Origin of the sequence: Sphingomonas abietis, assembly GCF_027625475.1 — a bacterium.
GTDB classification, from domain to species: domain Bacteria; phylum Pseudomonadota; class Alphaproteobacteria; order Sphingomonadales; family Sphingomonadaceae; genus Solisphingomonas; species Solisphingomonas abietis.
The window spans coordinates 660,745-683,669 of the sequence record NZ_CP115174.1 but is presented as its reverse complement, the minus strand read 5'-3'; the positions used below and the strand labels follow the sequence as shown (position 1 = coordinate 683,669).

17 protein-coding genes are annotated in these 22,925 nt (G+C 67.3%); 7 read left to right on the top strand and 10 right to left on the bottom strand.

Annotated elements, in window-relative coordinates; translation table 11 throughout:
• Positions 1-15: 15 nt before the first annotated feature.
• Both PBT88_RS03295 and PBT88_RS03290 read right to left on the bottom strand, forming a co-directional pair.
• On the bottom strand, positions 16-987 hold the full coding sequence (locus tag PBT88_RS03295) for a hypothetical protein (protein ID WP_270077813.1): 972 nt from the start codon (positions 985-987) through the stop codon (positions 16-18).
• Between the two features lie 9 nt (positions 988-996).
• Complete coding sequence (locus PBT88_RS03290) at positions 997-1,749, bottom strand: polysaccharide deacetylase family protein (RefSeq protein ID WP_270077812.1); 753 nt, start codon at positions 1,747-1,749, stop codon at positions 997-999.
• A 214-nt stretch (positions 1,750-1,963) separates the two neighbouring features.
• Between PBT88_RS03290 and PBT88_RS03285 the strand changes: the two genes are divergently transcribed.
• Positions 1,964-3,421, top strand: coding sequence for an efflux transporter outer membrane subunit (locus PBT88_RS03285; protein WP_270077811.1), 1,458 nt, complete (start codon positions 1,964-1,966; stop codon positions 3,419-3,421).
• A gap of 36 nt (positions 3,422-3,457) precedes the next feature.
• Here the strand turns inward: PBT88_RS03285 and PBT88_RS03280 are convergent, their stop codons facing one another.
• The gene (locus tag PBT88_RS03280) at positions 3,458-4,858 is read right to left on the bottom strand and encodes a sugar porter family MFS transporter (RefSeq protein WP_270077810.1); all 1,401 of its coding nucleotides are present in this window, start codon (positions 4,856-4,858) and stop codon (positions 3,458-3,460) included.
• A 171-nt stretch (positions 4,859-5,029) separates the two neighbouring features.
• On the opposite strand from PBT88_RS03280, the gene PBT88_RS03275 reads away from it, so the two are divergent.
• Positions 5,030-6,709 (top strand): DEAD/DEAH box helicase, encoded by a 1,680-nt coding sequence (locus tag PBT88_RS03275; RefSeq protein ID WP_270077809.1) that lies wholly within the window; start codon positions 5,030-5,032, stop codon positions 6,707-6,709.
• Positions 6,706-7,161 (top strand): YaiI/YqxD family protein, encoded by a 456-nt coding sequence (locus tag PBT88_RS03270; protein WP_270077808.1) that lies wholly within the window; start codon positions 6,706-6,708, stop codon positions 7,159-7,161. Before PBT88_RS03275 ends, PBT88_RS03270 begins: the two co-directional genes overlap by 4 nt.
• 1 nt (position 7,162) lies before the next feature.
• Here the strand turns inward: PBT88_RS03270 and PBT88_RS03265 are convergent, their stop codons facing one another.
• Entirely contained in the window at positions 7,163-8,488 is a 1,326-nt protein-coding gene (locus tag PBT88_RS03265; RefSeq protein ID WP_270079159.1) for an MATE family efflux transporter, read from the bottom strand.
• A 331-nt stretch (positions 8,489-8,819) separates the two neighbouring features.
• Here PBT88_RS03265 and PBT88_RS03260 point away from each other — a divergent pair, with 331 nt between their 5' ends.
• Positions 8,820-10,997, top strand: coding sequence for a TonB-dependent receptor (locus PBT88_RS03260; RefSeq protein WP_270077807.1), 2,178 nt, complete (start codon positions 8,820-8,822; stop codon positions 10,995-10,997).
• Between the two features lie 43 nt (positions 10,998-11,040).
• On the opposite strand, the gene PBT88_RS03255 is transcribed toward PBT88_RS03260, so the two are convergent.
• The gene (locus PBT88_RS03255) at positions 11,041-12,237 is read right to left on the bottom strand and encodes an MFS transporter (protein ID WP_270077806.1); all 1,197 of its coding nucleotides are present in this window, start codon (positions 12,235-12,237) and stop codon (positions 11,041-11,043) included.
• A gap of 167 nt (positions 12,238-12,404) precedes the next feature.
• Positions 12,405-13,520, bottom strand: a complete 1,116-nt coding sequence (locus PBT88_RS03250; RefSeq protein WP_270077805.1) for a PepSY-associated TM helix domain-containing protein — start codon at positions 13,518-13,520, stop codon at positions 12,405-12,407.
• Between the two features lie 146 nt (positions 13,521-13,666).
• Between PBT88_RS03250 and PBT88_RS03245 the strand changes: the two genes are divergently transcribed.
• On the top strand, positions 13,667-14,377 hold the full coding sequence (locus tag PBT88_RS03245; protein ID WP_270077804.1) for a FadR/GntR family transcriptional regulator: 711 nt from the start codon (positions 13,667-13,669) through the stop codon (positions 14,375-14,377).
• A 17-nt stretch (positions 14,378-14,394) separates the two neighbouring features.
• Here PBT88_RS03245 and PBT88_RS03240 read toward each other — a convergent pair whose 3' ends face one another.
• A complete protein-coding gene (locus PBT88_RS03240) occupies positions 14,395-16,854 on the bottom strand; it encodes a glycoside hydrolase family 3 protein (protein WP_270077803.1) in 2,460 nt (819 codons plus the stop codon).
• A 161-nt stretch (positions 16,855-17,015) separates the two neighbouring features.
• Here PBT88_RS03240 and glk point away from each other — a divergent pair, with 161 nt between their 5' ends.
• A complete protein-coding gene (glk, locus tag PBT88_RS03235) occupies positions 17,016-17,993 on the top strand; it encodes a glucokinase (RefSeq protein WP_270077802.1) in 978 nt (325 codons plus the stop codon).
• Between the two features lie 64 nt (positions 17,994-18,057).
• A complete protein-coding gene (locus PBT88_RS03230; protein WP_270077801.1) occupies positions 18,058-19,323 on the top strand; it encodes a multidrug effflux MFS transporter in 1,266 nt (421 codons plus the stop codon).
• A 4-nt stretch (positions 19,324-19,327) separates the two neighbouring features.
• On the opposite strand, the gene PBT88_RS03225 is transcribed toward PBT88_RS03230, so the two are convergent.
• Genes PBT88_RS03225 through PBT88_RS03215 form a run of 3 tightly spaced genes read right to left on the bottom strand, consistent with a single transcriptional unit; the run spans position 19,328 to position 22,904 of the window.
• Positions 19,328-20,617, bottom strand: coding sequence for a dihydrolipoamide acetyltransferase family protein (locus tag PBT88_RS03225; protein ID WP_270077800.1), 1,290 nt, complete (start codon positions 20,615-20,617; stop codon positions 19,328-19,330).
• Between the two features lie 5 nt (positions 20,618-20,622).
• Complete coding sequence (locus PBT88_RS03220) at positions 20,623-21,627, bottom strand: alpha-ketoacid dehydrogenase subunit beta (protein WP_270079158.1); 1,005 nt, start codon at positions 21,625-21,627, stop codon at positions 20,623-20,625.
• A 5-nt stretch (positions 21,628-21,632) separates the two neighbouring features.
• On the bottom strand, positions 21,633-22,904 hold the full coding sequence (locus PBT88_RS03215) for a thiamine pyrophosphate-dependent enzyme (RefSeq protein WP_270077799.1): 1,272 nt from the start codon (positions 22,902-22,904) through the stop codon (positions 21,633-21,635).
• Between the last annotated feature and the right edge of the window lie 21 nt (positions 22,905-22,925).

Below are 22,925 nucleotides of genomic sequence, written 5' to 3'. Positions count from 1 at the left end.
CCTCCCGTCTGCGCCTCAGGCGGCCGCCTTCGCGCGGGCCGCCCCGATCAGCTCGCCTGCGCCGAGCGCGACGCCGACGACCATGTGCGTCGCCACGAACAGCCCGGCCATCAATGCCATCGCGTCCGCGGCGGCCGCATTGCGACCGATCAAAAACAGCGCGAGGCCGGCGAACACCAGTTCCTTGTTGGGGATCAGCGGCAGGCGGCTGACCAGCAGGCGCAACGTCGCGAGCATCACCCACGAGGAGAGCGGCACCGCCGGCAGCAGAAGATGCCACATCGCCGCCGACAACGCGGTCCCACCCGCGATCCGCAGCAGGTGCATGGCCGAGACGAACCACAATTCTCGGCGCGGCAGGCTGAACAGGCGATGCCGGAACAGCATGACCAGCAGCGAGGTGACGATCACCACCCCGATCGAGCCGCTGAGTGCCTGCACGTGCAGCCCGGCGGGAAGCTCCGCCAGCAAGGGCCATCCGATCACCAGCGCGACCACCGTCGTCAGGTTGCCGAGCATCGCCGACAGGATGGTGACATCCTTGATCGCCCCGAACGGCGCCGCCACCAGCTGCGTGTTGCGGCGTGCCCAGCCGTAGAAATAGACTTCGCCGATATAGCCGAGCAGCACCTCGTTGCCGACCTGCTTGCGCATCAGCGGCCAGATCGCGGAGCCGGGCAGGTTCCACAGCCGGTGGAAGATCACCCATTCGGTCGCCGGCTGCGCCATATAGGCGGCGGCGAACATCGCCCAGAACAGCGGATTGGCGGGCACCATCGCCCCGATCCGGGCGAAATCGACGCCGCCGATCTGGTAGAGCACCGCCGCGACGATCGACAGCGACAGCAACGGCCCCAGCCATTGCCGCCAGCGCGGTGCGCTCGCCGCCAGCGCTTCCAGCTGCGGCGCGGGCGTCTGGCCATCCTCGCCGATCCAGGCACCCAGCGAGACCGCCTCCCCGTCCCGGACCAGCCTTTCGTGACTCATCTCCAAAGCTCAGTTCCTCTTGAGAAGATCGGTGTAGCGGCCGACGGTGCGATCGCGAACCGCCACCGCCAGGCTCGCGTCGATGCTGTCGAGCAGCGCCGGCACGCCGGTATCGCCGGGATGAACCGCGATCCGCAGGGTCCGCAGCGGCTTGAGCGCGGTGCGGGCCAGCGCGGCGAAGGCCAGCGAACTGGCGACGCGCGCCGGGCTGCGGCTGGCCCACGTCACCACCGGCCCCTTGGCCAGCACGGCTCCGTCGGACGGCCGCCAGACCCGCATATGATCCTCGGCCAGCGCGAAGCCCACCTGGCCCAGCGCGGCGCGGGCACCCGGCCCGTAGAGCCATGCCGGCGCGATGAACCCGGCGACGGGGCGCCCGATGATATCCTCGATCAGCGCCCGCCCCTCGGTCATGCGGCGGAGCGCCTCATTCTGCGACAGGCCGAGAAACTCGCCCTCGCCCGCGGTCATATGCTTCGCCTTGAAGCCGGCCGAGCCACTATCGTCGCGGTGAGTCCAGCCATGCACGAACATCTCGACGCCGCTCGACGCCCAAACCCGCAGCTTCGCCTGGAACGCCCTGGCCTGTGCCAGCGGCGCCTGCCCCCAGTGATCGGGGACCACCAGCATGGCGAAGCGTGGCCCGGCCAGATGATGCGACAGCCGATCGACCAGCTGATCCACCTCACGCTCGAAGCGTGGGCCGACATCGTGGATCGACGCCAGCAAGCGGCGGCTGTGCGAGGTTCCGGCAATGGGCAAGGACGTTTCCGTCACGATCGATCCCGTAATCCATGGGCGGCCGGGCAAGGGCTTCATCGGAAGGCCCCGGCTACCACCACCGCCCGCCCTTTCCTAATGAAGCTACCGTAATCCCCCGGTAGGGCGGTTTGGTGACAGCATGGCTTGCCAAGCTCGGCCGGCTGGTGTTGATCGCCATCCCAAGGGGACTATCGAAATTACGGGATACCGTCCGTTGCACCGTCGCCTGCCTTCCCTGCTGCTGCTGACCACGGCGCTCGCCGGCTGCGATCTCGCGCCGCATTATGACCGGCCGGCGCTCGCCGCCCCGTCGCGCTTCCCGCAAGGGCCGGCTTATCCCGCCGCCACGGGCGGGCAGGACGCGACCCAGGATGTTGCGGGGATCGGCTGGCGCGACTTCTTCACCGACGACCGGTTGCGGCAGACGATCGCGCTCGGCCTCGCCAACAATCGCGATCTGCGCGTGGCGGCCGCCAATATCCTTGCCGCACGCGCGCAATATCGCGCCCAGCGCGCCGATCTGTTCCCGACCATCGCGGCCGGCGCCGATGCCTCGGTGCGCCATAGCGGCAGCAACGGCAGCAACGGCAGCAGCGTGTCGTCGGGATCGACCGGCACGTCCGGCAGCACCGAGGGCAGCGGCACCGCCCACAGCTACACGGCCGATATCGGCGTATCATCGTTCGAACTGGACCTGTTCGGAAAGGTCCGCAACGAGACCAAGGCCGCGCAGCAGGCCTATTTCGCCACCCAGGCCGGGGCCGATGCGACCCGGATCAGCCTGATCGCCGAAATCGCCACCGCCTGGCTGACGATGGGTTCGGACCAGGATCAGCTTCGCCTGTCGACGCAGACGCTGCGGGCCTATCAGCAGTCGGTCGACATCACCCGGGCGCAGTTCGACAAGGGCATCGCCTCCGAACTGGATGTCCGCCAGGCCGAGACCAATCTCCAGAATGCGCGCTACGACGTGGCGCAGCTGACTACCCAGATCGCCCAGGACCAGAATGCGCTGAACCTGCTGGCCGGCACCACCGTCTCCGCCGCGCTGTTGCCCGACGGCATCGGCGCCGACGATCACACCCTGGCCGCTCTGCCCGCCGGCCTCGATTCGACGATCTTGCTCAAGCGGCCGGACGTGGTGCAGGCCGAGGATCAGTTGCGCGCCCAATATGCCAATATCGGCGCGGCGCGCGCGGCCTTCTTCCCGACCATCTCGCTGACGTCGGCCGCCGGCACCGCTTCCTCGGCGCTGACCGGGCTGTTCTCGGGCGGCAGCTTCTCATGGAACGCGACCGGATCGAGCGCGCTCACCTTGTTCGATTTCGGGCGCAACAAGGCGAACCTGCGCTACGCCGAAGCCAATCGCGATGCGGCGGTGGCGGCCTACGAGAAGGCGGTGCAGACCGCGTTCCGCGAAGTCTCCGATGCACTCGCCACGCGCGGCACGATCGGCGCCCAGATCGCCGCGCGCACCGCCGGCGCCGGTTCGGCCGACAAGGCGGCGACGCTGTCGCTCGCCCGCTACCGAAGCGGCATCGACAGCTTCCTGACCACGCTCGATGCCCAGCGCACGCTCTACGCCGCCCAGCAATCGCTGGTGACGACCCGGCTCCAGCGCGAAACCAACCTCGTCACCTTGTACAGCACATTGGGCGGCGGGCTCCGCTAACCGCGAAGCCCGCCCACCGGATCAGCCCTGCCCAAATCAGCCCTGCATGGCCTCCAGCTCCATGCCCTTGGTCTCGTAGACCATCTTGATCACGAACAGGATCGAGACGAGCGAGAAGAAGGCATAGAGCGCATAGGCGCCGGTCAGCCCGACCGAGGCGAGCAGGATCGGGAAGGTCATGGTGATCGCGAAGTTCGCCACCCACTGGAACAGCCCGCTCACCGCGAGGCCGGCGCCGCGGATCTGGTTGGGGAACATCTCGCCGAGCATCACCCACATCACCGGGCCCCAGCTGAAGTTGAACATCGCCGAGTAGATCAGCGCGCTGACCAGCGCGAGGATGCCCATATCGTGCGAGAGGACGAGCTTGCCCGCCGCGTCCAGACCGCCGGTGGAGAAAGCGAAGGCGACCAGCGCCAGCGTGATGGTCATGCCGATCGAGCCGATCAGCAGCAGCGGCTTGCGCCCCAGCCGGTCGATCAGGCCGGTCGCCACCAGGCAGGCGGCGATCGAGATGGTGCCGGTGAGGATGTTGATCTTGAGCGAATCCGCCTCCGAGAAGCCGACCGCCTGCCACAGCACCGCACCGTAATAAAAGACCACGTTGATGCCGACGAGTTGTTGGAGCACGGCGAGGCCGATGCCGACCCAGACGATGCGGCGCACCTTGCCATTCTCGTCGAGCAGATCGGCGAGGCGCGGCTTGTGATCGTGGCTGAGCGATCCCTCGATCTCGGCGAGTTTGGCGTTGCCGGCGTCGGGGCCCATCAGCTGGGTCAGCACGCGCAGCGCCACCGCCCGCTTGCCCTTGGCGACCAGGAAGCGGGGGCTTTCGGGAATGCCGAACAGCGCGAGCAGGAAGATGGCGGAGGGAATGGTCTGCATCCAGAACATCCAGCGCCATGCCTCGTACCCGCCCCACAGCGGCGCGGTCGATACGCCGGCGAACTTGGCCAGCAGATAGTTGGAGAAGAAGGCCCCGGTCAGGCCGATGATGATCATGATCTGCTGGATCGAGGCGAGGCGGCCGCGCGTATCGGCGGGCGTCACCTCCGAGATATAGGCCGGGCACAGGATCGAGGCGGCGCCGACCGCGAAGCCGCCGATCATGCGCGCGATCACGAACATCGCCGATCCGGTGGCCGCGCCCGCGCCGAGCGCCGAGAGCACGAACATCGCCGCCGCGATGATCATGATCGAGCGCCGGCCGAACACGTCGGCCAGCCGCCCGGCCGCAAAGGCGCCGGCGGCGGAGCCGAGCAGCACCGATGCGACGTTGAAACCGGTGCCCGCGCTGCTGGTATGGAAGGCCTGCTGAAGCCCTTCGACCGTGCCGTTGATCACGCCACTATCGAAGCCGAACAGAAAGCCGCCGATCGTGGCGACGCCACTGATCAGCGCGATGAAACCCATATTATAGCTGACGCCTTGCCGCATCACCCTCTCCTTGAGCTTGGTTCATGGGCGACTTATTTTTGATTTTCATGCCGCGATGCTGCCTGCCTACCAGAAAGGTCCGGCGGCGCAATCGCATAATGATAGCGCTCCCACACGCCCGCCGAGACGAAAAGTCTTGCGTTTGGCGTGGAAAGGGCCATGTGCGGCGCCATGCCTTTTTCCAGACTCCCCGCTTCGCTTGCCGAGGCGCTCGCCGCGCGTGGTTATGCGTCCCCCACCGCCGTGCAGGCCGCCGTCATCGAACCGGAGGCGAACGGACGGGATCTGATCGTTTCCGCGCAGACCGGCTCCGGCAAGACCGTCGCCTTCGGCCTCGCCTTCGCCGAGCAGATATTGGATGAGGCCGGCAGTGCCGGCCCGTCCGGCCCGCCCAAGGCGCTGGTCATCGCCCCGACCCGCGAGCTGGCCCTTCAGGTCAGCCGCGAGCTGATGTGGCTCTACAAGGATGCCCGCGCCTGGATCGCCACCTGCGTCGGCGGCATGGACGCCAATCGCGAGCGTCGCGCCCTGGCCCAGGGCGCGCATATCGTGGTCGGCACCCCGGGCCGCCTGCGCGACCATCTCGAGCGCGGCGCGCTCGACCTGTCCAACCTCAAGGTCGCCGTCCTCGACGAGGCCGACGAGATGCTCGACATGGGCTTCCGCGAGGATCTGGAGGAGATTCTCGACGCGACGCCCCAGGGCCGCCGCACCATGCTGTTCTCGGCGACGATGCCCAAGCCGATCGTCGCCCTCGCCAAGCGCTACCAGAAGGACGCGCTGCGCATCTCGACCGTGGGCGAAGACCGCGGCCATGGCGACATCAGCTACCAGGCCGTCACGGTCGCGCCTGCCGATATCGAACATGCCGTCGTCAACCTGCTCCGTCTGCACGAGCCGGACACCGCCATCCTGTTCTGCGCCACCCGCGACGCGGTGCGCCACCTCCATGCCAGCTTGGTCGATCGCGGCTTCTCGGCCGTCGCCCTGTCCGGCGAGCACAGCCAGTCCGAGCGCAACCACGCCTTGCAGGCACTGCGCGATCGCCGCGCCCGCGTCTGTGTCGCCACCGACGTCGCCGCGCGCGGCATCGATCTGCCGTCGCTCACGCTCGTCATCCATGTCGAGCTGCCGCGTGACGCCGAGGCGCTCCAGCATCGTTCGGGCCGCACCGGCCGCGCCGGCAAGAAGGGCATCGCCGCGCTGATCGTGCCCTATCCGAAGCGCCGTCGCGTCGATGCGATGCTCCGTGGCGCGCGGATCGAGGCCGAATGGATGCCCGCCCCCGGCCCGGACGAGGTGATGAAGGCCGATCGCGAGCGCTTGCTCCAGGCGCTGCTCGCCCCGGTCGAGATCGAGGATGAGGATCGCGCGCTGGCCGAGCGGCTGGTCGCGGAGAAGACGCCCGAGGATATCGCGGCGATGCTGGTGCAGGCCCATCGCGCCAAGCTGCCGGTGCCCGAATCGCTGGTCGAGCAATCGGATTCGCCGCCGCCCCGCCAGGATCGCATCGAAGGCGTGTGGTTCCGCATGGATGTCGGCCGCAACCAAAATGCCGATCCGCGCTGGCTGCTGCCGTTGCTGTGCCGTCGCGGCCACATCACCAAGCAGGAAGTCGGCTCGATCCGCATCGCGCCGAACGAGACGCTGTTCGAGATCCACCCGGCGGCCGCCCAGCGCTTCGCCGCATCGCTCAAGCGCACCGGCGGCAATGACGGTGAGGACGAAGTGCGGATCGAGCCGGCGCCCGGTGCCGCACCGGCAGGCGGTGGCGGCAGGCCCGGTGGCCCGCAGCGTCGCCATGGCGGCCCGCCGAAGCGCCCACAGAGGCCGACGCTCCACCGTCGATGAGAATCCTCGTCGATGCCGACGCATGCCCGGTGAAAGAGGAGATCTACAAGGTCGCCTTTCGCCTGGACGTGCCGGTGGTGCTCGTCGCTAACTCGCATCTGCGCGTGCCGCCGCATCCGCTGATCACCCGTGAAACGGTGACCAACGTGCTGGATGCGGCGGACGACCGCATCGCCGAACTGGCGGGGCCGGACGATGTGGTGGTGACCGCCGACATCCTGCTCGCCGATCGCTGCATCAAGGCCGGCGCGACCGTGATCGCGCCGACCGGCAAGCCGTTCACCGCCGCCTCGATCGGCAGCGCGATCGCGGTGCGCGCGATCATGGTCGATCTGCGCGCCGGCGGCGATCAGATCGGCGGCGCCGCGCCCTTCTCCAGGCAGGACCGGTCACGCTTCCTGCAAGCGCTGGACGAGGCGCTGGGCCGGCTGTCGCGTCGCCCAGCGCGATAGGCTAGACCAGCCCGAGGCGTTCCCGCCGCGCCCAGCGCGCGATGACCAGCACCGAGACCGCCGCGAGGCCCGTAGCCAGCCCGGTCCAGATGCCGACGCCGCCCCAGCCGAAATGGAAGCCGAACAGGATCGCGGTGCCGAAGCCGACGACCCAGTAGCCGACGCCCGCGAACAGCATCGGCATCGCGGTATCGTGGATGCCGCGCAGCATCCCGGCACCCACCGCCTGCGCACCGTCGACCAGCTGGAACAGCGCCGCCACCGTCAGGAAGGAGCAGGCCAGCGCCACGACATGGGCGTTCGCCGGATCGCCGACGTTCATGAACAGGCCGACAAGGAAGCGGGGCGCCGCCAGCATCAGCGTCGCCGGCACCAGCATGAAGGCCATGGTGATCGCGAACGCCATCCAGCCGGCGCGACCGATCCCGATCCTATCGCCCCGGCCATAAGCGAGGCCAACGCGCACCGTCGTCGCCTGGCCGATCCCCAGCGGCACCATGAAGCAGAGCGTGGCGATCTGCAACGCCACCGCATGGGCGGCGAGTTCGGCCGCACCGAGCAGGCCCATCAGGAAGACGGCGGCGTTGAAGATCGTCACCTCCATGCCCAATGTCACCGCGATCGGCAGGCCGAGCCGCCACACTTCGCGGAACCGGGGCCAGTCCGCCCGCCAGAAATGGCCGAACAGGCGGTAGCGGCGGAAATGGCGCTGGCGCGTCACCACGATCGCCATGCCGAGCGCCATCAGCAGGTTGGAGATGGCACTGCCGAGGCCGGCGCCGAACAGCCCCCATGCCGGCAGGCCGAAACGCCCGAAGATCAGCGCATAGTTGATCAGCGCGTTCGAGATCACCGCGAACGCGCCGACCAGGAACGCCCAGCCCGGCCGCTCCAGCGCCGAGACGAAGCCACGCAGCACCTGATAGAAGAAGAGCGGCAGCATACCGAACATCATCGGCCGCACCAGATGGGCGGCGTCGCGCGCCAGAACCGGATTCTGGTGGAGCATCAGCAGGATCGCCTCGGCATGCCACAGCAACAGCCAGATCGGCACGACGAGGAGGACCGCCGACCACATCGTCTGCCGCACCGTGCGCCGCACATCGCGGACATTGTGGGCACGCTGGCCCAATGCCCTCGCCATCATCGGCGAGGCGGCGATCATCACGCCGACGCCGAAGATCATGCAGGCGTTGAACAGGTTGACGCCGAGCGACGCCGCCGCCAGCGCCTGCGGCCCTACCCAGCCGAGCAGCACCACATCGGTCGCCGGGATCAGCGCCTGCGCGAAGTTGGTCAGCACCAGCGGATAGGCGAGCGCGATCATCGCCCGCGCTTCCACAGGCCACCAGCGCCTGTCGGCCCGCTTCCGGTCGCGCTGTCCCCGGTCGCCCTGTCCCCGGTCGATGATCCCGCTATCCATGCCCGCCCCCGCTCATGGCGGCCCGAGTGGGCGAGCGAGCGCGCTTTGGCAAGCATCGCGATCAAGCGCTTCGCCGCGCCAGCGAACGGATCGCGTCCACAGCGACACCTTATCGTCGCGACGGCAAGCGTGACACGAATTCCGCACCGCACCGAAAACACGCTGATTACCGAAAAGTCACTTCATGGGAATGTCATGTTACAATATCTCACATGCTTCCCGTCCGGAGATTCGCATGCCCCCCAAGTCGTTGTCGTTGCTGAGCGTCGCCACCATCCTTGCCCTGCCTGCCCTCGCCCAGGCGGAGGATGCCGCCGCGCCGGCGGTCAGCGCCGCCAGCACGACCACGACGGATACGGCCGCCAGCCCCGCCCCCGGCAAGGCGATCGTCGTCACCGGCCGCCGGCTCGATGCGGCCCGCGCCTCGATCCAACCCTCGCTCGGCGCGACTAGCTACGGCGTCGATCAGGCGACGATCCAGGCGCTGCCGGGCGGCGACAACCAGGCGCTCAACCAGCTGATCCTTCAGGTGCCCGGCGTGGTGCAGGATGGCTTCGGTCAGCTCCATGTCCGCGACGACCACAACGGCTTGGAGTATCGGATCAACGGCACGATCCTGCCGGAAGGGCTCGCGGTGTTCGGCCAGACGCTGTCGCCGCGCCTGATCAAGAGCTTCAACCTGCTGACCGGCGCGCTGCCCGCCCAATATGGCCTGCGCACCGCCGGGATCATCGACATCACCACCAAGAACGGCTTCGAGAATGCCGGCCACGTCTCGCTCTACGGTGGCAGCCACGGCACGATCGAACCGAGCGCCGACTATGGTGGCTCGACCGGCAACACCAATTATTTCGTCTCCGGCAGCTTCACCCACAACAAGCTCGGCATCGAGAGCGTCGATGGCTCCTCCACCCCGATCCACGACAAGACCGATCAGGCCAATCTGTTCGGCTATGTCGATCATGTGCTGAGCGACACCGATCGCGTCTCCTTCCTCGGCGGCTATTCCAACGACTATTTCCAGATCCCGAACCCGAATGGCCTGCATCCGGACGGCAGCTACAGCGTCGGCGGGCAGAGCGACTATCTCTCGAACGACCTCAACGAGCGCCAGATCGAGCGTACCGGCTTCGGGGCGGTTTCGTGGCTGCACGATGCCGGCGCCTTCACCTGGCAGACCTCGCTCTACGCGCGCTATTCGGAGCTGGTCTACCGGCCCGACGTCACCGGGGAGCTGCTGTTCAACGGCCAGGCGCAGCAGGCGACCAAGAAGGACTTCACCGTCGGCCTCCAGTCCGAGGCCGCGTACAAGATCTCCGATCACCACACGCTGCGCGGCGGCGTGATCCTCAGCCGCGATCGCGGCACCAGCACCACCAACACCTATGTCTTCCCGGTCGATGCCGGCGGCGCGCAGACCGGCGAACCCTACGGCATTCTGGAGAACGACGCCGCGACCGAATGGACCGAGAGCGTCTACCTCCAGGACGAGTGGAAGATCGTTCCCACCGTCACGCTCAATTTCGGCGGGCGCTTCGATCATTATTGCGGCTATCGCTGCGAGCAGCAGTTCAGCCCGCGCGTCAACGCAGTGTGGCAGCCGACCGGGCGCACCACCGTCCACGCCGGCTATGCCCGCTATTTCTCGCCGCCGCCGTTCGAGAATGTCACCACCACCAGCATCGACAGGTTCGTCGGCACCAGCGCCGCGGCGCCCGCCGGCGCGCAGAACACCACGCCCTTCGCCGAGCGCCAGAATTATTTCGATCTGGGCGTGGAGCAGAAGATCGGCGCGGTCAGCGTCAGCCTCGACGGCTATTACCGCCAATCCAAGAACCTGATCGACGAGGGCCAGTTTGGCGCGCCGATCATCCTCACCCCGTTCAACTATCGCCACGGCCGCATCCACGGCGTCGAGGGCAATATCAGCTACCAGCACGGCCCGTGGCTGGTCTACGGCAACTTCGCCTACGCCAAGGCGCAGGGCAAGGACATCGTCTCCAGCCAGTTCAGCTTCGATCCGGGCGATCTCGCGACGATCGCCAGCCGCTATATCTATCTGGACCACGACCAGACCTACACCGGCTCCGCCGGCATCTCCTACAGCTTCCGCGACGGCTTCCTCAGCGGCTCCAAGATCGGTGGCGACATGCTCTACGGATCGGGCCTGCGCACCGATGGCGTCCAGCCCGATGGCAGCACGCTGCCCAATGGCGCGCACCTGCCCGGCTATGCGCAGTTCAACCTGACGGCGAGCCACAAGTTCGACAAGCCGGGCGTGGAGGTCCGCCTCGACGTCACCAACGTCGCCGACCACAAATATGAGATCCGCGACGGCAACGGCGTCGGTGTCGGTGCGCCCGAATATGGTCCGCGTCGCGGCGTGTTCGTCGGCATCACCAAGGATATCTGAAATCGCCGACGCCCTCTCCCCCGCGGTGGAAGAGGGCGTCGCTTCAGACCAGCGCCAGCCGCCCGTGGCGGCGCTTCGCGTCCCACATGGCCATCGCCCACACCAGGAAACCGCCGAGCGCCAGCGCGGCGCCGACCGGCCCGGTCGCGCTCCAGCCGAGGCCGGCATCGATCGCCAGCCCACCGAAGAATGGCCCCAGCGCATTGGCGGTATTGAACGCCGAATGATTGAGCGCGGCGGCCAGCGCCTGCGCATCGTCCGCCACATCCATCAGCCGGGTCTGAAGCACGGTGCCGAGCGCGCCGCCGATGCCGATGAAGAAGACGTCGACGATGATCCACAGTGGCGACGGCGCCGCCAGCGGGAAGACGATCAGGGTCGCCGCCGAAAAGAGCAGCAGCGCACCTCCCGTCGGCATCAGCGCGCGATCGGCGAACCACGGCACGACGATGTTGCCCAGCGTCATGCCGATGCCGAACACCGCCAGCACCACCGGCACGAAGGCCGGCGAAACATGCGTCACCGCGGTCAGCGTCGTCGCGAGATAGGTATAGACGCTGAATATGCCGCCAAAGCCGACCGCACCGATCGCCAGCGTCAGCCACACCTGCCCGCGCTTCAGCGCGCCGAGTTCCCGGAGCGGGCTGGCATCGCCATGCGGCACGTCGCGCGGTGCGAACCAGACGACCAGCGCCACCGTGACCAATGCCAGCGCGGCGACGATGATGAAGCCCGATCGCCAGCCGATCGCCTGCCCGATCCAGCTTGCCACCGGCACGCCGATCACCGTCGCGACGGTGAGACCCAGCATGACCCGGCCAACCGCCGTGGCCCGGCGATTGGGCGGCACCAGCGTGGTCGCGACCAGCGAGGCGATGCCGAAATAGGCACCGTGCGGCAATCCGCTCAGAAAACGAAAGGCGACCAGCCAGCCATAATTGGGCGCCAATGCCGAAAGGGCGTTGCCGATCGCGAACAATATCATCAGCCCGATCAGCAAGGTCTTGCGCGAGAGCTTCGCGCCGATCACCGCGAACAGCGGCGCCCCCACCACCACGCCCAGCGCATAGGCGCTGATGACATGGCCGGCGGTCGGCTCGTCGATGCCAAGATCCTTCGAGAAATAAGGCAGCAGGCTCATCGTCGCGAATTCGGTGGTGCCGATCGCGAAGCCGCCCATCGCGAGCGCAAACATCACCAATCCGGGGTGGACGCTCCTCGAGGGGGCGGTAACGGTCATGCAGGGCTCCGGTTTTGGTTGCAGCGCAGCATTTATGGGAGAGCGAAATATAAGCAAGGCCGGATCGGCCCGGCCCGCCTAACTTCTGCAATCCTCGATCCAAGAAAAGCTGCCGCGTCGCGCCACATCGGACACGCACGCCGATGCGCGCGGGCACGCCGAAGTCGTTATGCGACCAGTTCGCGCACTTTGTTCTTCCGCATCGCCGCCTTGGCCCGCCAACGGCGACCGCGCAGCCACATCAATATCCCGGTGATCCCGAGTATCGATGGCGAGAGACCGAGCAGCACGAGCAGCACCCGCCAGATCGGCCCGAGCAAGGTGCCATCGTGATAGTGGCGCATCGCCCCGGCGAGGCCGCCGCCGCCGCGGGGGGCGCCCTGCGTGACTGCGCGGGTCGCATCGTTCACCTCGACGTCGCCACCCTTACCGGCGAGTGATATCCGCCAGGCACCGTCAGGCCCCGCCGGCCATGCGATCGACAGCGGTGATCGCGGCTGTGGCGCCGGATGTGGCGCGGCCGTCTGTGCGGCGGCCAGCGCCTGATCGACGGTAAGCGCGCTGTCCCCGGCCGGAGCCGCCATCCCGCCGCGCGCAGGTGCCAGGCCGATCGTCGCCATCATCTGCGGCCACGCCATCCAGACCCCGGTGAAAGCCTGGGCTGCCAGCGGCAGGGCGATCCAGAAACCGACACGATGATGGAGATTGGTATCGAGCCGGCGATCGCCGCGCTGCCAGCGCAACCCCGTCATCCAGCTTCCGATCGGCGGCCACCACAACCAGACACCCCCAAAGGCCATCAGGAACATGGCCACGCCCAGCACCCCGACCAACGCGCGCCCCGGCCCACCCGGAATGAACAACATGCCATGGAAATTATGCGCGATGCGGACCAGTCCGCGATCGCCACGCGACACCTCGATCACATGGGCGCTGCGGGGATCGAGCCACAGCCAAATCCTCAGCGGCGGGCCGTGGCGCCCGCCCGCAGCCGCCCCCGTCGCCATCACAACGACCGGGCCTTCCTCCTTGGGATAGCGAATCTGCGACAGACGATCGCCGGGCTGCAGCGCCTTGCGGGCCTCTGCGGCATAAACGGACGGCGCCAGCGTCGCTTCCCCATGGACCGCGTAACGCTGCGAATTGAGCGCGTGATCGATCGCATCGTCCCAAGTCAGGACGATGCCGGAAAGCCCGAGCGGGATCAGCAATATCATCAGCGCCAGGCCGATCCACTTATGGATCTGCCACCACGTCTTACGCCATGCCTGCCGGCCCGCCATTCCCGCCCCTCGTCATATCGTCCTCACCGGGAATGGCGCTGGCATGATCGCTATTGCCAGTCAATCGCAAATGCACCGCAGAAAATCGCCGATGGCGAGGTCAGGACCAATCTTGCCCCCTCCCCCCGGATCGGCGACGAAGGGGCATGAACAGGCCGAACGGGCGCAACCTCACCTACGGAATGCTCGATTCGCTCGGCCGTGCGATCATCACGGGCGCCTATCAGGACATCCCTTTTCCGACCGAGGCGGATCTCGCCACCCTCTATGGCGTCAGCCGATCGGTCACGCGCGAGGCGGTGAAGATGCTCACCGCCAAGGGGTTGCTCTCCGCCCGGCCCCGGCAAGGCACATCGGTGCGCCCCGAAGCGGCCTGGAACCTGTTCGATGCGGATGTGCTGCGCTGGCTGCTCGAACGCAAATTCTCGCTCACCTTGCTGCGCCAGTTCAGCGAATTGCGCGTCACCATCGAGCCCGCCGCGGCGGCTCTCGCGGCACAGGCCGGCAACAAGGCCGCCCTCGCCCAGATCGCCGCCAGCTATCGCCGGATGGAGGCGCATAGCGGCAGCCCGGAAGAGGCCCTCGACGCCGACATCGTGTTCCACATCGCGATCCTGGAGGCATCCGGAAACCCGTTCTACGCGCAATTCCGCGATGTGGTGGAGACCGCGCTGCGCACTTCGATCCGCTTCACCAACCGCTTCCAGGGCCGCACCGCCAGCCTGCCCGCGCACAAGGCGGTGGCAGATGCGATCGCCGCGCGGGATAGCGAAGGTGCCCGCTCGGCAATGACCGCGATCATCGCCGATGTCCTCGTACTGATCGCCGAGGGCGAGCGGCAGGCACCCGGTTCCTGATCGCTCAGACTGATCGCTCAGGACGCCGGGCAGGCCGATCCTGACGGGTCGGCATCCAGCTTGATGCCGACGATCGAGACGGTAAAGGCGCCGTCGCTGTCGAGCAGGAACGGCTCGGACACCTTGGCGACGTCGGCACCTGCGGCCTTGAAGCAGGACAACGGGATCTTGATGCTCGTCCACTGGCCCGGCGCGCCGGCCGTGAACGCCTTGGTCGCGTCCAGCGTCCCGGCCTCGCCGATGCCGAGCATCACCTTGCCCGCCGGCGCCGCATCGACGCGATAGTCGATCCGCAGGCTGAGCTGGGCGTTGGTCTGACGGTTGAGGTCCACCGTCGGGCCGGTGACGCGGACATGGCCGGCGCCGGTGAAGGCATATTCGCGCGCGCCCTCCTGGCGGCCGGCCCCATCGACATTCCTGACCGTCACGGCGCCATCCGAAGAGAGCTTCCACGGCGCCAGCACCTTGCCGGGCACATAATAGGTCGAGATGTTGGCGAGCGAGGCGTCGATGCCGGCCACTTCGCTGAACTTCGGCACGGTCACGTGGCTGGCATAGGTCAGGCCATAGCCATAAGCGAACAGCGGATCATAGCCTTGCTGGCCGACATTGTTGGCGAACTGCGCCGCTGTCTTCGGCCAGCTGAAGCTCAGCCTGCCGCGGAAATCGGCATTGGGCGTGCCATCTTTCTTGGCCACCAGCACATCGGCGATGCCCTCGCCCTCCGTCCCCGGAAGAAAGGCGGCGACGAACGCATCCGACTGGTTCAGTTCGGGATTGACCCATAGCGCCCGGCCCGAGATGAACACCGACACCACCGGAATGCCCTGCGCCTTCAACGCCTTCAGCTCGGCCAGCGCCTGCTTGTCGCCGGGCTGGAACTCCAGCGTCGAGATATCGCCGACCATTTCCGCATAAGGCTGCTCGCCGAACACCACCACCGCCACATCAGGCTTGCCACCCGTCACCTTGCCGTCGGTGCTGAGCGTCGCCGTGCCGCCGGCTTTCTCGATTGCGCTCTTCAGCCCACCCCAGATCGTCGTCGCGCCGGGGAAATCGGCATTGGTGTTGCCGGTGCCCTGCCAGGAGAGCGTCCAGCCGCCGGACTGGAGCCCGATATCGTCGGCATGGCTGCCGGTGACGAGCACCTTCTGGCCCGGCTTGATCGGCAGCAGGCCGCCATTATTCTTGAGCAGCACCAGCGATTCCGCCACCGCCTGTCGCGCCACCGCGCGATGCGCGGGCGATCCGAGCACATTCATCGCCTCATAGGGCCGCGCCGGATCGAACAGGCCGAGCTTCGCCTTCACGCGCAGGATGCGGCGCACGGCATCATCGATGCGACCGATCGGGATGGTGCCATCCTGCGCCTCCTTCAGCGTGTTGTCGAACAGCGCCTTCCAGTCGGACGGCACCATCGCCATGTCGAGCCCGGCATTGAAGGCGACGGGGCAGTCGCCGTTGGTGCAACCCGGCACCTGGCCCTGCGCATTCCAGTCGCTGACCACGAAGCCCTGGAAGCCGAGCCGGCCCTTGAGCACATCGGTGAGCAGCGACCTGTTGCCGTGATTCTTCACGCCGTTCCATGACGAGAAGCTCACCATCACGGTCATCGCGCCGGCATCGATGCCGGTGATGTAGCCGGGGGCGTGGGTGTCGATCATCGTCTGCTCGTCGATCCGGGCGTCGCCCTGATCGATGCCGTCATGGGTGCCGCCATCGGCGAGGAAATGCTTGATCGAGGCGGCGACCTTGCCGTTCTGGATGCGCGTCGTCCCCGGCGCGCCCTGCAAGCCGCGCACCATGGCGGCGGCATAGAGCTTGGTGATGTCGGGGCGTTCCGAATAGCCTTCATAAGCGCGGCCCCAGCGATCGTCCTGCGGCACCGTGACCGTCGGCCCGAACGCCCAGTCGAAGCCGGCCGCCGCGCTCTCCGCCGCCGTCACCGCGCCGATCTTCTCCATCAGCGCCGGATCGCGCATCGCGCCCAGACCGATATTGTGCGGGAAGACGGTCGCGCCGAAGACGTTGGAATTGCCGTGGACCGAATCCATGCCAAAGATCGTCGGGATCGGCACATGGCCCGGCCGCTTTTCGATCGAGACCTGACGAAAGGCCTCGGCCGTCTTCACCCAATCGCCGACCGGCCCGCGATCATTGCCGCTCAACGGCGGCGAATTGCCGCCGCCCAGCACCGATCCCAGCGGATAGTCGCGCAGATCCTCCGGCTTCACCGACGCGATGTCGCCCTGGATCATCTGGCCGACCTTCTCGCGCAGGCTCATCTTCGCCATCAGCGCCGTCACCAACGCTTCGGTCTTGGCATCGACCAGCCCAACGCTATGCGCGGCTGGCCAGAGCGCGGGATGCGCCGTCGCATCAGCCGGGAGAGCGGGGGCAGGAAGAGCGGGCGCCGGGGCGGCCGAGACCGATGCAGCGGCAAGCGCCGCGAGGCTGACGGTGACGAGGGCGCGCATGATCTCTCCCAAAAAACGGGACGATCGAACGGCCGCCCCTTATTTATCATGTTTATTCCCGAGAAGAGGGGACATGACAAGCGCTGTCATGATCGTCTAGGGAGACGTCGGTAACGGCACGTCGGCTGGGTGTATGCGACGGGTCGGCAAGGAGAGGCTGAATGACTGAAATCGTGGCCGTGGATATCGGCGGGACCAACGCGCGGTTCACCATCGCGACGGTGCGGGACAATGGCTCGATCGATCTGGGCGAAGTCATCACCCTGGCCACCCATGCCTATGCGAGCCTCCGCAGCGCCTGGGCCGCCTTCGCGGCGCGCATCGGCCGCCCGCTGCCGAAGGATGGCGCCATCTCCTTCGCCGGGCCGGTGGACGGCGCCGTGCTCAAGCTGACCAACAGTCCATGGGTGTTGCGGCCGGAGCTGATCCCGTCGGTGCTCGGCCTCGATCGCTACGAACTGGTCAATGATTTCGGCGCGGTCGCCTATGCGGTGACCCGGCTCGGCCCCAATGACATGCGCCATCTGTGCGGCCCAGACGAGCCGCTGGGCGACACCGGCACGATCAGCATCGTCGGCCCCGGCACCGGCCTCGGCGTGGCGCAGCTGCACCGCGACGAGCGCGGCGTCACCGTCATCACCACCGAAGGCGGCCATATCGATTTCGCCCCGCTCGACCGGCTGGAGGACCAGATGCTCGAGCGGATGCGCGAGCGCTATCGCCGCGTCTCGATCGAGCGGCTGGTGTCCGGCCCCGGCCTCGTGAACATCTATGAAGCGCTGGCGGCGGTGGAAGGGCGCACCGTGCCGCTGGGTGTGGACGACAAGAAATTGTGGCAGCTCGCTTTGTCCGGCTCCGACGTGCTGGCATCGGCGGCGCTCGATCGCTTCTGCCTCGCGCTCGGCTCGGTGGCCGGCGACATGACCCTCGCCCATGGCGCCTGGGCCGGCACCGTCATCGCCGGCGGCGTCGGTGCGCGCATCGCGGACCATCTGCCGATCTCGGGCTTCGCCGGTCGCTATACGGCCAAGGGGCGGTTCGAGGCGCGCATGACCAAGATCCCGGTCAAGCTCGTCACCTACGATCAGCCCGGTCTGCTCGGCGCGGCCGCCGCCTTTGCGGAAAAGCATCTGCGCTGAGCCTAGTTCGCAGGTGCAGCATGGAGGGGGTTGTTTGGATCGCCGCGTGGCGTAGAGGAAATCGATGAGCGGCCACCCGACCAACATCGAGCAAATGTCCCCCCACGTCGCGACCAAGGGCGCCCATGACGGGATGTCGTTCCGCGAGTTCGTCGGGATGATGGCCGCGATGATGGCGATGGTCGCGCTCGCCATCGACACGATGCTGCCGGCGCTGCCCTCGATCGGCAATTCACTGGGCGTGACGGACGAGAATAAGCGCCAGCTGATCGTGACTGCCTTCCTGCTCGGCCTCGGTGTCGCGCAGCTCGTCTATGGCCCGCTGTCCGACCGTTTTGGCCGTCGCCCGATCCTGATCGCGGGCACCGCCGCCTATGTGCTGTTCAGCGCCGGCGTGGCGGTCGCCCCGAATTTCGAGATGCTGCTGCTGTTCCGCGCGCTGCAGGGCGCCGCCGTTGCCGCCACCCGCGTGGTGACGATCTCGGTGGTGCGCGATTGCTATGGCGGCCGACAGATGGCGCGGGTGATGAGCCTCGCCTTCATGGTCTTCCTGGCGGTGCCGGTGCTGGCGCCATCGATCGGCCAGTTCTTCCTGCTGTTCCTGCCGTGGCGGGGGTTGTTCTGGGTGCTGACCTGCTACGGCCTGATCGTGCTGAGCTGGATCGCGATGCGCCTGCCCGAGACGCTCCATCCCGAATATCGCCGGCCGATCGATTTCTCGTCGGTCTTCATCGCCATGCGCCGGGCGCTGACGACGCGGCAGGCCGTGGGCTATATGCTGGCGCAGACCGTGATTTCGGGCGCGCTCTACGGCTTCATCAATTCCGTCCAGCAGATCTTCGCCGATGGTTTCCATGCCCCGAAGCTGATGCCCACCGTCTTCGCCGCGATCGCCGGGATGATGGCGCTGGCGTCGCTGATCAACTCGCGCATCGTCGAGCGGCTCGGCACCCGCCGGGTCTCACATAGTGCGCTGCTCGGTTTCGTGGTGATCGAGCTGCTCCATCTCGGCATCGCGATCACCGGGCACGAAACGTTGATCAGCTTTTCCCTGTGCCAGGCGACGGCGATGTTCTGCTTCGGCCTGTCGATGGCCAATTTCGGCGCGATGGCGATGGAGCCGCTGGCGGAGATCGCCGGCACCGCCGCCTCGGTGCAGGGCTTCGTCACCACCGTCGGCGGCGCGGTGCTGGGCTATCTGATCGGGCAAAGCTTCGACGGCACCAGCCTGCCGATGACCGCCGGTTTCGCCGCCGCCGGCGTGCTCGGCCTCGCGATCGTGCTGATCACCGAGGGTGGACATCTGTTCCACCCCCGGATGGGATCGTAGCGCTTCAGTCCGCGAACAGCAGCGCCGGCACCTCGATCAGCCGGCGGATCGCCTGGATGAACTTCGCCGCGTCCATGCCATCGACCACGCGATGATCGAACGAGCTCGACAGGTTCATCATCTTGCGGACCTCGATCCGCCCCTCGATCACCACCGGCCGTTCGACCATGCGGTTGACCCCGACGATCGCCACCTCGGGCCGGTTGATCACCGGCGTCGAGACGATGCCGCCGAGCGCGCCGAGCGAGGTGAGCGTGATGGTCGAGCCGGAAAGCTCTTCGCGCTTGGCCTTGCCGCGGCGCGTCGCATCGGCGAGGCGCACGATCTCGGCCGCCAGACCCCAGACATCGAAGCCCTGCGCATCCCGGATCACCGGCACCGACAGGCCGGCGTCGGTCTGCGTCGCCATGCCGAGATGGACGGCGGAATGGCGCGCGACCACCCCCGCCTCATCGTCATAGCGCGCGTTGACCATCGGGAAGTCGGCCGCCGCCTTGACGATCGCGCGGATCAGGAAGGGCAGCATGGTGAGCTTGGGCCGCTCGCCCCGCGCCGCGTTCATCGCCTGGCGCAACGCCTCGATGGCGGTGACGTCCAGCTCCTCGACATAGGCGAAATGCGGGATCCGCCGCTTCGACTCCGCCATATTCTCGGCGATGCGGCGACGTAGGCCGGTGACCTTGATCTCCTCGATCTCGTCCTGGCTGGCAACGGTCGTGCGGGCCGGGGCGGACGGCGCGGCGCCACCCTGATATTTCAGGCCCCCTTGGTATTTCAGGAACGCATCGAGATCGCTATGCTTGATCCGCTCGCCGGCGGCGGGCAGCACATCGGCGAGATCGACGCCCAGTTCCCTGGCGCGCTGGCGAACCGCCGGGGAGGCGAGCACCTTGCGGGCATCCGAGTTCCCCTTCTCCCCGTTCGTGTCGAGCGAAGTCGAGACACGGGCAGCAGGCGCAGCGCTTGTCGCATGTCCCTCGACTTCGCTCGGGACGAACGGAACAGGGGCTTGGGGTTCGGCAGGCCCCAGATCGCTCTCCGCCGCAGGCTCCGCCTCCGTCTCGAACACCACCAATGTCGAGCCAATCGCGATCTGGTCGCCGACCACGCCGGCGAGTTCGATAACCCGGCCCGAGACCGGCGCCGCCATCTCGACGGTCGCCTTGTCGGTCATCATGTCGGCGACGGGCTGATCCTCCTCGACCCTGTCGCCGACCTGGACGTGCCAGGTGACGATCTCGGCCTCGGCAATGCCTTCGCCGATGTCGGGGAGACGGAAGGGAACGCGAGCCATGCCGATCAATCCTTCATCACGCGCTTGAGCGCTTCGCCGAGCCGCACCGGCCCCGGGAAATAGGCCCACTCCAGCGAGTGGGGGTAAGGCGTGTCCCAGCCGGTGACGCGCTCGATCGGTGCTTCGAGATGGTGGAAGCAGCGCTCCTGCACCTGCGCCGACAATTCCGCGCCGAAGCCCGAGGTGCGCGTCGCCTCGTGGACGATGACGCAACGCCCGGTCTTCTCGACCGAGGCGACGATGGTGTCGATGTCGAGCGGCACCAAAGTGCGCAGGTCGATCACCTCGGCATCGACGCCGGTATCGGCGACCACGCCGAGCGCGACATGGACCATCGTGCCATAGCACAGGATCGTCACCGCCTCGCCGCCGCGCACAATCGCCGCCTGGCCTAGCGGGACGTTGTAATAGCCCTCCGGCACCTCGGACGAATCATGCTTGGACCAGGGCTGGACCGGGCGATCATAATGACCGTCGAACGGGCCGTTGTAGATGCGTTTGGGCTCGAAGAAGAGCACCGGGTCCGGGTCTTCGATCGCGGCGATCAGCAGCCCCTTGGCATCATAGGGATTGGACGGGATCACAGTCTTGAGGCCGCTGACATGGGTGAAGATGCCCTCAGGCGACTGGCTGTGGGTCTGGCCGCCGAAGATGCCGCCGCCGAAGGGGGAGCGCACCGTGATCGGGCAGGTGAACTCGCCCGCCGAGCGATAGCGCAGCCGCGCCGCTTCCGAGATCAGCTGGTCCATGCCAGGATAGATATAGTCGGCGAACTGGATCTCGGGGACCGGGCGCAGGCCATAGGCGGCCATGCCGATAGCGACGCCGATGATGCCGCATTCGTTGATCGGCGCATCGAACACGCGGGTCTTGCCATATTTCTTCTGCAAGCCCGCAGTGGCGCGGAACACGCCCCCGAAATAGCCGACATCCTCGCCCAGCACGGTGACGCCGGCATCGCGCTCCATGCAGACGTCCATCGCCGAGTTGATCGCCTGGATCATGTTCATGCGGGTCATACGCCGGCCACCCTGCGCTCTTCCGCGCTCTGTTCCATCTGTTCGCGCAGATGCTGCGGCATCTCGGCGAAGACATCCTCGAAGCTGGTCTCGAAACCGTGGTTGAAGGCGGTGCCGCTCAGCGTGCCGAGCTTTTCCGCTTCCTTGCCGGCCGCGCGCACCTGCTCGGCCAGCTCGGTCTTCAGCGCCTCATGGCTGGCCTCGTCCCATTCGCCGATCGCGATCAGGTGCGCCTTCAGCCGCTCGATCGGATCGCCGAGCGGGAAGTGCATCCCCTCGTCGGCCGGGCGATAGGCGGAAGGATCGTCCGACGTGGAATGCGCCTCGGCGCGATAGGTGAAATGCTCGATCAGCGTCGGCCCGTGATTGCCGCGCGCCCGCTCCGCCGCCCATTCGGTCGCGGCGTAGACGGCCAGCGCGTCGTTGCCGTCCACCCGTAGCGCCGCGATGCCATAGCCCAGGCCGCGCGCGGCGAAAGTGGTCGATTCGCCGCCGGCGAAGCCCGCGAAGGAGGAGATCGCCCACTGGTTATTGACGATGTTGAGGATCACCGGCGCGCGGAACACCGAGGCGAAGGTGCAGGCGGCGTGGAAATCGCCCTCGGCGGTCGTCCCCTCGCCCACCCAGCTGGCGGCGATGCGGGTATCGCCCTTGGCGGCGCTCGCCATCGCCCAGCCCACCGCCTGCGGATATTGGGTGCCGAGATTGCCCGAGATCGAGAAGAAGCCCGCCTCCTTCGCCGAATACATGATCGGCAGCTGGCGGCCCTTCAACCGATCGCCGGCGTTGGAGTAGATCTGGCACATCATGTCGACCAGCGGCCAGTCGCGCGCGATCAGCAGGCCCTGCTGGCGGTAGCTCGGGAAGCACATGTCACCCCGATCGAGCGCATGCGCGGCGGCCACCGCCACCGCCTCCTCGCCGGTGCATTTCATGTAGAAGCTGGTCTTGCCCTGGCGCTGGGCACGGAACATGCGATCGTCGAAGGCGCGGGTGAGCAGCATCGCGCGCAGGATCGAACGGACCCGATCGGGCTCCAGACGGGGATTCCATGGACCGACTGCCTGCCCCGCCGGATCGAGCACGCGGATCAGCGTGAAGGGGAGATCCCGCATCGTCGCGGGATCGGCCGCGACATCCGGCCGGGCGACGCTGCCGGCATCGGCCAACGGCATATCGTCGAACGATACCGCATCCCCGGGCCGATATTTCGGCTCGGGCACATGCAGCGACAGCGGCCGCAGATTGCGACCCGGCGCGTCGGCCATTCCATCCTCCTCACGGGGCGT

Excerpts from the sequence above, each read along its gene's own strand:
- PBT88_RS03265 (WP_270079159.1), bottom strand. The coding sequence starts at position 8,488 with ATGATCGCGCTCGCCTATCCGCTGGTGCTGACCAACTTCGCGCAGGCG.
- PBT88_RS03275 (WP_270077809.1), top strand. The coding sequence starts at position 5,030 with ATGCCTTTTTCCAGACTCCCCGCTTCGCTTGCCGAGGCGCTCGCCGCG.
- glk (WP_270077802.1), top strand. The coding sequence starts at position 17,016 with ATGACTGAAATCGTGGCCGTGGATATCGGCGGGACCAACGCGCGGTTC.
- PBT88_RS03260 (WP_270077807.1), top strand. The coding sequence starts at position 8,820 with ATGCCCCCCAAGTCGTTGTCGTTGCTGAGCGTCGCCACCATCCTTGCC.
- PBT88_RS03240 (WP_270077803.1), bottom strand. The coding sequence starts at position 16,854 with ATGCGCGCCCTCGTCACCGTCAGCCTCGCGGCGCTTGCCGCTGCATCG.
- PBT88_RS03255 (WP_270077806.1), bottom strand. The coding sequence starts at position 12,237 with ATGACCGTTACCGCCCCCTCGAGGAGCGTCCACCCCGGATTGGTGATG.
- PBT88_RS03245 (WP_270077804.1), top strand. The coding sequence starts at position 13,667 with ATGAACAGGCCGAACGGGCGCAACCTCACCTACGGAATGCTCGATTCG.
- PBT88_RS03220 (WP_270079158.1), bottom strand. The coding sequence starts at position 21,627 with ATGAACATGATCCAGGCGATCAACTCGGCGATGGACGTCTGCATGGAG.
- PBT88_RS03215 (WP_270077799.1), bottom strand. The coding sequence starts at position 22,904 with ATGGCCGACGCGCCGGGTCGCAATCTGCGGCCGCTGTCGCTGCATGTG.
- PBT88_RS03230 (WP_270077801.1), top strand. The coding sequence starts at position 18,058 with ATGAGCGGCCACCCGACCAACATCGAGCAAATGTCCCCCCACGTCGCG.
- PBT88_RS03270 (WP_270077808.1), top strand. The coding sequence starts at position 6,706 with ATGAGAATCCTCGTCGATGCCGACGCATGCCCGGTGAAAGAGGAGATC.
- PBT88_RS03225 (WP_270077800.1), bottom strand. The coding sequence starts at position 20,617 with ATGGCTCGCGTTCCCTTCCGTCTCCCCGACATCGGCGAAGGCATTGCC.
- PBT88_RS03280 (WP_270077810.1), bottom strand. The coding sequence starts at position 4,858 with ATGCGGCAAGGCGTCAGCTATAATATGGGTTTCATCGCGCTGATCAGT.
- PBT88_RS03250 (WP_270077805.1), bottom strand. The coding sequence starts at position 13,520 with ATGGCGGGCCGGCAGGCATGGCGTAAGACGTGGTGGCAGATCCATAAG.
- PBT88_RS03295 (WP_270077813.1), bottom strand. The coding sequence starts at position 987 with ATGAGTCACGAAAGGCTGGTCCGGGACGGGGAGGCGGTCTCGCTGGGT.